5 protein-coding genes are annotated in these 12338 nt (G+C 43.4%); 4 read left to right on the top strand and 1 reads right to left on the bottom strand.

Features of this window, described 5'->3' with window-relative positions; translation table 11 throughout:
- The coding region (locus tag NT175_12225) for a histidine kinase (GenBank protein MCX6235461.1) at positions 1–547 on the top strand (547 nt) is incomplete at its 5' end.
- Positions 548–590: 43 nt separating this feature from the next.
- Here the strand turns inward: NT175_12225 and NT175_12220 are convergent.
- Positions 591–2645, bottom strand: coding sequence for a hypothetical protein (locus NT175_12220; GenBank protein MCX6235460.1), 2055 nt, complete (start codon positions 2643–2645; stop codon positions 591–593).
- A 152-nt stretch (positions 2646–2797) separates the two neighbouring features.
- On the opposite strand from NT175_12220, the gene NT175_12215 reads away from it, so the two are divergent.
- The 3 genes from NT175_12215 (at position 2798) to NT175_12205 (ending at position 12323) form a co-directional block, all read left to right on the top strand.
- Positions 2798–6040, top strand: coding sequence for a M14 family zinc carboxypeptidase (locus NT175_12215; GenBank protein ID MCX6235459.1), 3243 nt, complete (start codon positions 2798–2800; stop codon positions 6038–6040).
- Positions 6041–6364: 324 nt separating this feature from the next.
- Entirely contained in the window at positions 6365–8716 is a 2352-nt protein-coding gene (locus NT175_12210) for a PKD domain-containing protein (GenBank protein MCX6235458.1), read from the top strand.
- Positions 8717–8867: 151 nt separating this feature from the next.
- Positions 8868–12323 (top strand): C25 family cysteine peptidase, encoded by a 3456-nt coding sequence (locus NT175_12205; GenBank protein ID MCX6235457.1) that lies wholly within the window; start codon positions 8868–8870, stop codon positions 12321–12323.
- The last annotated feature ends 15 nt before the right edge of the window (positions 12324–12338 follow it).

The following is a 12338-nucleotide window of genomic DNA, read 5'->3' as shown; positions in this document are numbered from 1 at the left end:
TGAGAAACCGGATAAAGCCAGTATTTACCTTTCAAAATTCGCCCGGCTGGTCAGGAATATCCTGGATAATTCAACGGAAGAATTTGTCGCTCTTGAAAAGGAAATCAATACCATCGAAAACTACCTTGAACTGCAAAAAGTCAGGTACGCCGGAAAATTTGATTATAGGATTGAAATTGCTGATGAGATCGACCCTGAGACCATGATGATTCCGCCCATGCTGGCCCAGCCTTTCATTGAAAATGCCATAGAGCACGGCATTAAGCACAGGGAAACACTGGGGCATATTGGCATCCGGTTCACGCTGAAAAATCATACACTTGTTTTCGAAGTGGAAGATGACGGGGTGGGAAGACAGAAAGCTCGGGAGATAGAAATCAAACTGGAACCAGACCACAGGAGCATGGCCACGTCTCTCACCCGCGAGCGTCTGGCCAACCTCAACCGGAAACTCCATAAAAAGATTATGCTCGAGATCTTTGATCTGAAAGATACAGTAGGCGAAGCATGCGGGACGAGGGTGAGATTTGGAATTCCTATCCCTTGAGTAAATAGCCCACGACTTAAGTCGTGGGTGAAATAAATTCTCCTTATTTTATTTTCTGCAAGGCTTCTTCTGCTGCTTTCAGCGTTGCCTCGCCCGATATCTCCGCTCCCACTGCATTCTTCATCCATAGCTGCGGGATGATGCTTCCCTCAGTATACATGCGCAGCACTTCATCAGCAAGTTTCTTACCCTTGAGGTACTGTTCAATCTGCAGATCGATAAGATGACCAACGGGATAAGCCGGCAGATAAAGGGGACTGTCGATCATGTGCGAGTATATAGCCAGGATAGGTTCATCTTTTACACCGAAAATATCTGAATAATACCTGTTCCAGATATCCTTAGCAATGCTGATGACTGCATCTTTGAGCTGTGCCGGTGTGGCGCCGGGATTGGCATACATCCATTTCCAGACATTCATGTCGACCAGCGATACGCCCATAATTTCATAAGCCGCCCAGCAATTATCAAGGGTCATGAGGTATTCTTTGTCCGGGTCAGTATCTCTGATGCCAAGGAGTTCGAGGTCATTTTTCTGGAATATGAATGCCAGTGCCTCTGTAAAGGCTGTATTGGGTACACCGGAAAGCATATAATAATCCACATCCTGGAGAGTGATGGTCTGTTCCACATTGTGACCAAACTCATGCACAGCGATATTATATCCCTTAAAGTTCATGCCGTCTTTTCCGATGCGTGTACGCAGCCTGGCCTTATCTGTGCGCATAGCAGCCTCCCAGGCGTGGCCGATACCGCGTGAGGCATCCACGCGGATCATGGATGTGATCTCTTTGGATTTCTCAGGAGTGAAACCGAGTTTTATGAGAATATTTGGAAGGTCATTTTCAAACGCATCTTTTGTCGGGTATTTCTTTTTCACGATCTCATCGAGCTGTTGTTCATTAACCGTTCCCCTTGATTTAAAACCGGTGTACCAGATGTCAAAAGGTTGCAGATCCCTGCCAATACGTTTTTTGATCAATCCCCCTACCTGCCTGATGACAGGTGAAGAGATAAAATCAGTGAATAACTTCTCGACTTCCGGCTCGGATATCTCCATATTCACATCGAAAGCCCTGTCGATGTAAGTCGGATAACTGGGATAATAGGGATCAATATCTTTAAGGGCTTTGAAATTTGCCAGAAGCACAGCATATCTTGTATCAGGTTCACTTTTAAAGCTGACTTCCTTGCCTTCCTTATAGACTTTATTCTGGTAAGGATCCCATTGACAAGCATCGCTGTTAATGACATCCTCGGGTACGGACTGGTCGATGATGCGTTTCATCACCTGGTAGATCATTAGTTGTTTTTCGAGGCCACCCACCTCTCCGTAATGCGATTTAAGCTCATCGCGTAAACCCCAATGTGTGACCAGTCGCAGATCGGAAGGGAAATATGTCTTCATCCCTTGGTCGACCAGGAATCCCATAAATATATTATACTCGGAGATGTAGCTATCAGCCTTGGTAAGTGTCTGAGTGGCCTGCTGTAATAATGCAGAAGGCACACGCGAAGTATATTGGTCTCCCATACGGGCATAAGCCCATTGTTTTCTAGACCATGACGGACCAATATCTGACTTTTCCTTTAGTGAATAGAATGGAAAATTCAACACCGTTATGAATGCGATCCGGTTATTAAAAAAATCTTCCGTGACATGCGAAGCCGGATCATATCCTCCAAACAGTTCATCAATAGGCTGTATTTCGCCTACATCAAGATCAAGGGGCTCTTTTAATTCAAGCATCATCTTAAGCATGTAGCCCGACAAAATCTCAGAATTCCTTGAAAGTTTCAGGAAAAGTGTATCGAGCTTTAACGGATCATCGATATAATTCTCAATGCAGAAGGTTTTGAAGTCTTCTGCACTGCCATCGCTTTCCCTCCATAATACCGCTGCCTGGCCGACACCTTTCCCCATCCTGGCGTTGTTTGCCGCGCCATACAATCCAGTAAGGCTATCTATGACCTGATCGATAGTGGCTTGTTGTATCCAGGATATCGGTTTGCCAACCTCTTCTTTTTTAATTTCCTTTTGCTTGCACTGCACAAATAAAAGCATGGCTAGCACAATGAAAAACAATGACTTCTTCATAAAAATTTATTTTAAGGTATGTTTACAATTCATATGGATCTAATAGAATTAATCTCTCAACGGGAGTTATTTTCCGGTCTTTAAAATTAGAATATTTTTTCTTCGATTTAAAATGATAATTTTATTGCCTCATTTCTAAAATCTTCCTCAAGATGAAAAAGCTTGCCATCCTTATGCTGATTATTTACGTTTATACATCAGCCATAGCCCAGTCATCCTGGCGGAAGGATGAGATGGAGATCAGGATAAAAATTGAAAATCAATCACAGGCCAAAGCTTTGCAAAGTTTACGACTTAATGGAGATGTATATCCGGATGGCAGTGGTTTGTTTTATGTCGTACCATCTGAGTTGGAGAAAATCAAAAATACAGGTATAAAATATGATATTCTGAAAGAGAACCTGAATGCATATTACAAGGATTTCTGGAAGAGCCGGGAAGAATACCATGACTATTATGATATGGTAGCACTGACTGACAGCTTAGCCGAACATTTCCCACAGATTTGTAAAAAGACCATTTGTGGTTATTCTATACTTGGCAATGAACTGGGTCTGCTGAAGATCAGTGACAATGTTGCTACTGATGAAAATGAGCCCGAGGTCATGTTTGATGGTGGTATTCATGGCGACGAAATTGTCGGGCCGGAAAATTGTGTGCGTTTTGCCCGCCATCTATGTCTGGAATACAATTCAGACCCCGATATCACAGAATTGATCAATACACGGGAGATTTTTTTCTATTATATGGTCAATCCCGACGGGCGTATCAACATGGTCAGGACCAATCATAATAATGTTGACCTGAACCGTGACTGGTCATATATGTGGGATGGCTGGGGTGAGAGTCCGGGAGCAGCATCACAAATCGAAACACAGGTTTTCAGGGATGTGGTATATGATAACCAGATCACCGTCCAGATAAGCTTTCACGGCGGAACGGAGATTGCCTTATATCCATGGGGTTACAGTGAAAGTCCCATACAAGACTATGTTCATAATGATCATCTGGCCTGGCTATATTCATCAACATCAGGTTATGCCAACCTACAGTATGGCCAGTCATCCACCACACTCTATTATACAAACGGAAGTTCTGTAGATTATAATTACGGTATAATGGGGTCAGCCGGCATGACTGTGGAACTCTCCTATGACAAGCAGCCCCCGGAGTCACAAATCATATATTTTTACAGCATAAATGAGCCGGCAATGATGGAAATGATCAGGCAGGCAGGTTTTGGGCTGGGAGGAACAGTTAAGGATGCATTGACGGGTCAGGCAATTGGTGCGGTCATATTAGTCGATGACTTCTGGCCTGCCTATACTGACCCGGTAGTTGGCGATTATCATAAATATGTCCTGGCCGGCACATATACCATAAAAGTTATTGCAAATGGCTATGAACCGCAAGTTGTCGATAATATAGTCGTGGGAGATGAGAGCTCTACGGTGACTGATTTTGAATTGTATCCTGCTGAAGGTCAATATATTTACCGGGTTGTCGCCTGCCAGATCCCAAATAATAATACTTATGATGAAAGTTTTACCGCCGGCGTGATCGGTGAGCCGGATGGCATAAATTATTCCATCGGCAAAAACGGCTGGGTCATTGTCGATATGCAATATCCGCTGGCGAATGGACCGGGAAATGACATCATCATATATGAGGGTGATGAAACCCCGGAGGATTTCACCTGCTACATCAGTTCTGAAATGGATGGTCCCTGGACACTGTTTGGTACCGGAACAGGCACCACAGCTTTTGATTTAAATTCTATCAACATCTTCTTTCCAAGGTTCATTAAAATTGTTGATGACGGTGATGGTGCAGCTAATCAGGACAATGCCGGCTATGACTTGGATGCCATTGAATCGATTGCTGTCCCAAACAAGGTTATTAATCCGGATCCTGCTGACGGCCAAAACAACATAGAACCTTTTGCACAGCTAAGCTGGGACAAGGGAACCGGTGGCAATTCAACCTATTTCAGGATATTTTTCGGCACTGATAATCCGCCTACCAATATCATTAATGGGGATTCAATAATCACTACTACCTTCATTCCACCTGATCTTATGGATTTTGATACATTTTATTACTGGCGTGTGGATGCCTGCAACGGATATGGGTCAACAACAGGAGATATCTGGAGCCTTCACACGGTGAGGGCTCCTGATGAAGATTTTGAAACCGGGAATTTCTCATCACACCGGTGGTTGTTTGAAGGGGATGCTGAATGGACTATCGACGGTACTGTGGCCTATTCAGGTATCTATTCGGCCCGTTCAGGGATCATCGGTAATAATCAATCCACATCTCTGAAGATTGAACTGGATGTAGAAGGCATCTTTAATACACAGATCAGCTTCAGCCGCATGGTTCAATCGGACATCAGCGACAAACTTCAATTTTATATCGACAACATTCTGCAGGATGAATGGGGTGGGCTCAAGGCTTTTAAAAAGGTAACCTATCCGGTAGATGATGGGCTGCATACTTTTGAATGGCGCTATGTGAAAGATGCCAGCGGAAGTTCAGGCAGCGACTGTGCCTGGATCGATTATATATATTTCCCTCTGCTGGCGCCACCAACAGCTTTTGCCGGAAATGACACATCCGTTTGTGAAGGATCAGCATTTCTATTGGCTGCTTATGCCACAAATTATGATTCATTGGTATGGTCATCTTCGGGTACTGGTGTGTTCAATGATCCTACCCTTGCCGATGCCCTATATACGCCCAGTGAGGATGATATCCTTACAGGATCTGTGATATTGACAATGACTGTTTATACAGGAAAGGAGATACTGACAGATGATCTAACACTGACTTTCGATCCCTTCCCTTCGGTACCGGCAAAGCCTGATGGCCCTGACTATATCGATTTGTTTTATACCTCCGAAACCGAATATTCCATTGTAGGAGGTGCCACTGCCTATGAATGGGAAATACTTCCACAGGAAGCAGGAACAATTTATGGTTCCGGGGCAATAATTACCATAATCTGGAATGGTACCTTTCTGGGATCGGTAAACCTGCACGTGAGGGGTATAAATGACTGCGGAATGAGTGATTTTTCCGACAATCTGGAAATACTCATTGTCAACACCATCGGAATACCTGCCCAAGGTCTGGATGCCAGGGAGCTGCAGATCATACCAAATCCAAACAATGGAAACTTCAGGATCAAAATGACTTATCCAACCGGAACTATCGACAGGATCAATATACTGAATACAACGGGAAAAATCATCTGTTCTTTAAGAGATATACCTGTCCATAACGCTATTACAAATGAATTACATTTGCGCTCTATACCCGATGGCTGCTATTATTTGTATATCATGGATAGGGATTGGTACTGTATTAAAAAATTTCTTGTTATGCATTGATTTTATCTAATTGACCAGAGGGATGAGGCTGTTTCATAAGTGATTAAAAATTGCCTTTCTGACTTTGTGTTACTTTGTGTCTTCTTTGTGAATCTTTGTGTTACAATTAATTAGATTAACCACAAGGGAACACAAAGGTAATCACAAAGGCACTCAAAGGACTTTTAAGCCAGCCTCATCCATCTGACAAATTTAGATTAATTCTAAATTTTATTTTGACCATTCAGGGAATTCTGATATTTTTATTCTTTTTTATATATCTTTGCATTAAGCTAATGATAATCAATTATAATTCACATTCACTTTAATAAAAGGAGAACACCTATGAAAAAAATGTCTTTACTCTTTATCCTTATTCTTCCTTTTCTTTTTACAATCGCACAGACGGTTGAAAGGGAGGAAGTGATTCTTGAAATTGCCACCGGCACATGGTGTCAATGGTGTCCGGGAGCAGCTGCTGCCGCAGATCAGTTAGTTGATGAAGGAAAAGATGTGGCTGTGATCGAGCATCACAATGGAGATCCTTATGCCAACCAATATTCAAATGCCCGCAACAGCTATTATTCTATCGGTGGTTATCCCACAGGCCATATGGATGGTATTGAAGAATATGAGGGAGGAGCTATGTGTCCGAATATTCCAGGCTCAACTTACCCGGCATATCTCCAACTTTATAATGAACGTAAGCCTATTCAATCAGCTTTCACTATCGACATGCAGGGCTATCATAACGGCAACAATTATTTTGTTACACTGACTATTAATAAGGTAGCAACTTCAAACACGGACAACTGTAAAGTTCATCTTGTCCTTACCGAATCAAACATTTCGGTCACTTGGTTCTGTTTAACCGATTGTGATTTTGTGAACAGGCTGATGGTTCCCAATGAAAATGGGACAACATTAAATCTGGACAATAATCAGCAAGTCATAAACCTGTCATTTACTCTCCAGTCAAGTTGGGACCCAGACGAATGCGAGCTGGTTTCTTTCATTCAGTATAACACCACAAAAGAAATTTACCAGGGGATAAAGCTGGCATTGAATGATCTGGTTCCACCTCCGGTTACAGCTGACTTTTCAGCTACGCCGACAATGGTTTGTGCCGGCGGAACTGTGAATTACACCGACAACTCCTTAGGTAATATCACGCAATGGCAGTGGACTTTTCCCGGCGGCACACCGGCCACTTCAAACCTTGAGAATCCCACAATCATTTATAACACTGCCGGCACGTATGATGCCACCCTTTCTATAACAGATGGTTATTCGGACGACGAGATCACCAAAACAAATTTTATCACCGTTGGCAATGCTGTTCCCACCACGCCTTCACAACCTGAAGGAACGGACCAGCTTTGCAAGAATCCGACGAATACAACTTACAGCACCACACCAGTGCCACAGGCAGCCTATTATAACTGGAAAATAGTACCTTCCACAGCAGGTCTTGCAACAGGCACCGGCTCCACAATAACAATCAACTGGGTTAATGCCTTCACGGGCACAGCAGGAATTATTGTACAAGCCATCAACGGCTGTGGTGAAAGCGATTACTCTGATACCTTATTCGTAACCATTTCAGCTCCTCCGGTCGTATATAATTTAACAGGTGGTGGCCCGTTCTGTGAAGGCAGTGAAGGTAGTGAAATTGGCCTTGATAATTCAGAAATGGGTGTAAATTATGAACTTTATCTTGAAAATAATCCCACCGGGATCATTGCTTCAGGAACAGGCAGCCCTATCAGCTTTGGATTGATTAACCAGCTGGGAATTTACACGGCTGTGGGCAACAATCCGACGACAACCTGTACGTCAAACATGAGCAATACAGCGGAAGTATCGGTAGTCACCTTACCTCTTACATTCACGATCACAGGTGGTGGTGAATACTGCGACGGAACAGGCGGTGCTGCAGTGGGTTTGAATGGTTCACAGTATGATTGTGAATATGAACTTTATCTGGATGGTGTTGCCACAGGCATTACTATTCCTGGGACTGGTTCGGCCATCAGCTTCGGAAACCAAACCGAAATAGGCACATATACTGCAGTAGGCATAAAAACAGAATTTGAATGCTTTAATAATATGGAAGGCTCCTCAGCAGTAAATATAATCTATATGCCTGAAGTCCCTGCCATGCCTGGCGGCCCGACATACGTAGACCTTTACTACATCCAGATCAGTCAGTACGCCACGACCGGAAGCGCTAATTCAAATGCTTATGCATGGAGCCTGGAACCATCCAATGCCGGCGAACTTGAAACCATCAGCCTGCTGGAAAGCCAGGTGACATGGAATTCCGGTTTCCTCGGTCTCGCCACTATCAAAGTCAGTGGAACAAACCAGTGTGGGGAAAGTGCATGGTCAGAAACACTTGAAGTCACTATCGGCAACTCGGTCGGAATTGGCGAACAGGGTAATGATCTCGGCATAAAGATATCACCCAACCCCAATACCGGCCAGTTCAAGCTGGAAATCAATACAGCTAAAAATGATGCCATATCGTTCAAAATAACCAATACCTTGAACTCTATCGTTTTTGAAAAAAATGACATCCAGATTAATGGCCATTATACTACAACAATTGACCTTGGAAATGCTACTCATGGGATTTATTTACTTACTGTCCAATCCCATGAAAAGATCGTGGTAAAAAAGATCGTGATCCAGTAGTAATTATTTAGATGACACCCCTTACGGGATTTGTCAAAGAGAGGCTGCCTCACTCAAGGGGCAGCCTCTTTTTATGTCACATAGTGACCTTCATGTCAGCAGTATTTATCTTTTATTTATTTTTGCTGTTCTCACTAAAATATTTTCTGATATGAAGCGATTTTTATTGTTGTTGACCCTGGCTCTTTCAATATGCATTGTCCGTGCTGAGATCATTGAGCAGACCTATTATTTTACCAATTATAAAATAACAACATCTGGTGATTATCAATTGATCAACTTTGATTATGCATTGCTGACAGGCATTCCCGGCGAGCCGGCTCTTCCCTATTTTTCTGTGTCATTGCTGCTGCCCCCCGGCCATAATGCCCGGTCTATCCAGTTCATTGGGGAAGATAATACTGAAATACCCGGCACCTTTAAGCTGTATCCCCAGCAATATGCACAACCTATCTCAAAAGGTGAAACAGGCCACTTCGTGATGAACGACCATGTTTATCTTTCCGACATGGTATACCCTTACACTTCCACGGGACAATTATCGACTCAATACATGAATGGTTATGCATTTGCATTGTCTGCATTCACACCAGTACAGTATTCTCCCTTATCCGGAAAGCTTTCCTATTTTAAGAAAGTGACTATCCGAATCGAAACAAGCGAAGATCCCAAAAGCAGGGTAGCTTTGAATCTGCTGCCGGTATCGCAGGAAACAGTGGAAAAAGTCAAAGATTTTGCCCAGAATGCGGACATGGTTTCAGCATATCCTCTAAAACAGATACGTGATGAGGTTTACCAATTGTTGATTATCACACCAGCACAATATGAAAACAGTTTTCAGAATCTTATTACACTGTACCTAAAACAAGGAATTAAAACACAGGTTGTTACAACAGAAGTGATCAATTCCGGCACGACCGGGCAGGACCTGCAGGAAAAAATCCGCAATTATATCATACAGGAATACAGTAGCCATGGTGTGGAATATATCCTCCTTGCCGGTGATGTCGAACTTGTTCCTTACAGGGGATTTTATTGCCTGGTTCAAAGTTCAAGCATTTATCAGGATAATAATATTCCCTCCGACTTGTATTATTCGGGACTTGACGGTACATGGAACGACAATGGAAATAATCTGTGGGGTGAGATTGGTGAAGATGATCTTTTACCGGAAATAGCTGTGGCCAGGATGCCCTTTGGTACGACAGATGAGTTGAACAGCATGCTCAACAAGACCATCAACTATCAGGTCAGCCCTGTTACCGGTGAGTTGGACCGCCCTCTGCTGGCAGGTGAACATCTTTACGATAATCCTATAACCGAGGGCAGCGACTACCTGAACCTGCTTATCGGATACCATGATGATAACGGTTATATCACCGATGGCATACCTGAAGACGATGATTATGAAACACTTTATGATGAAAATAATTACTGGAGTCCTGAAATTCTGATTCAAAAAATCAATCTGGGTAAATCGTTTGTTCACCATTGCGGGCATGCGAACTCTGACTATGTGATGAAGCTATATACTTCTGACATCACCAATGCCAACTTTTCACAGGTTAATGGGATTATACACAATTTTACCCTTGTTTACACACATGGTTGCATCTGCGGAGCTTTCGACTACAATGACTGTATTGGTGAGAAGATGGTCACCATTGATAATTTTGCTGCGGCGTTTATAGGCAATTCGCGGTATGGATGGTTTAACGAGGGACAGACCGAAGGGCCATCGGCACACCTGCACCGAGAGTTTGTCGATGCGCTATACCATGATAAGTTGAATAGGGTAGGCCGCACGCATATGGAATCACGGATAGCGACAGCACCATGGGTGAATGCGCCGGGGCAGTGGGAAGAAGGTGCCCTGCGCTGGTGCTTTTATGACTGCAACGTGCTTGGCGACCCCGCTATGGCCATTTGGACCGATAATCCAATAACCATCGAGACAACTTATCCTTCAACATTACCGGTTGGCATTCCCACTCTGAATGTATCTGTCACCAATGGTGGAAACGCCGCCGAAGGTCTGCGGTGTTCTCTATTCAAAGACGGTATTCTTTATGGCGTTGGAATTACCGATAGCAATGGCGAAGCAACCATAATCATTGATCCGGTCATCACTGATCTGGGAACCGTCAACCTTATAGTTTCGGGTTATAATTGCCTGCCCACATCCTATGATATTGATGTCATTCCCAATCAGGGAGCCTATGTAATATACGCTGTGTCAACCATTCATGACTATGAAGGCAATGGAAATGGATTGGCCGATTACGGAGAACTCATATCGCTTTCATTAAGTGTTACGAATGTCGGTACCCAAATAGCGCTGAATACGGATGTATTTTTATCGACAAGCGATGAATATATCACCATTACTGACAATGAGGAGAATTACGGTGATATTGCCAACGGACAGACCGTCAACAAGGACTATGCTTTTCAGTTTGGCATTGCCGGCGATATTCCTGACCAGCATGTGGTGACTTTCAACCTGGAGGCTGTATCGAATGAAACATGGAATTCCTCATTTTCAGTTATTGTCAATGCTCCTGCTCTGTCAATCGGGCAGTTTTTTATTGACGATTCAGAAACTGGCGACAACGACGGAAACCTGGATCCGGGTGAAACAGCCACAATTATCATCGGATCTGCCAACCTCGGACATAGCGATTGCTATGAAGTTGAAGGTGTCATCAGCACTACAAGCTCATATATCACACTGGGTAACCCGGTTTTTCAGGTTCCCGAGCTACCTGATGGGGAGTCGTTTAATGCCGGCTTTGAGGTGACAATGGCTGAAGATACGCCTCTTGGCACCAATGTCGACCTCAATTATCAGCTTACATCCTTCGGGTACCAGGTGACAAAAAATTTTATAACCACTATAGGCATCATCATGGAAGATTTTGAAACAGCTGACTTTTCAAAATATTCCTGGACATTCGCAGGCAGTGCACCCTGGACCATCAGCCAGGAGGCCCCCTATGATGGTCTCTATTGTGCCCGTTCAGGTGTTATCGCTGATGCACAGACTTCAGAAATGACCATTACCATTGAAGTGCTGGCAACCGACAGTATCTCTTTTTACAGGAAAGTCTCCTCGGAACTCGATTGCGATTTCCTGCAATTTTATATCGATGAAACACAGATGGGTGCATGGTCGGGAGAATCAGACTGGACACGGGTCATCTTCCCTGTCACTACCGGCAATCACACGTTCAAATGGATCTATTCAAAAGATTATATGGCCAACGGCGGTATTGATGCCGTATTCGTTGACTATATCAAATTCCCGCCTGTCCTTATTCCTGAAGGTATTGATGAGACAGTATTGCATAACAACCTGTCTGTTTATCCTAATCCTTTTAGGAATCTCTTAACGGTTGATTATACACTTGACAATCCGACTCCATTAAAAATCTCGCTATTAAATATGTCCGGCAAATTCGTTAAAATCTTAAAAAATAAGCCATCTGAACAAGCGGGTACATACCAGGTTATTATGAATAGCATGGGCCTGAGGCCTGGCGTTTATTTTATCCGCTTTGAAACAGAGAAGATAACAGATATCAAAAAAGTGATCCTTTTAAACTAATCGATACAAAATTTC

Source organism: Bacteroidota bacterium (assembly GCA_026391695.1).
GTDB lineage: Bacteria > Bacteroidota > Bacteroidia > Bacteroidales > JAGONC01 > JAPLDP01.
This window is presented reverse-complemented; position numbering and strand designations above follow the sequence as displayed.

Coding starts and splice junctions, on each gene's coding strand:
- NT175_12220 (MCX6235460.1), bottom strand. CDS start 2,645: ATGAAGAAGTCATTGTTTTTCATTGTGCTAGCCATGCTTTTATTTGTG.
- NT175_12210 (MCX6235458.1), top strand. CDS start 6,365: ATGAAAAAAATGTCTTTACTCTTTATCCTTATTCTTCCTTTTCTTTTT.
- NT175_12205 (MCX6235457.1), top strand. CDS start 8,868: ATGAAGCGATTTTTATTGTTGTTGACCCTGGCTCTTTCAATATGCATT.
- NT175_12215 (MCX6235459.1), top strand. CDS start 2,798: ATGAAAAAGCTTGCCATCCTTATGCTGATTATTTACGTTTATACATCA.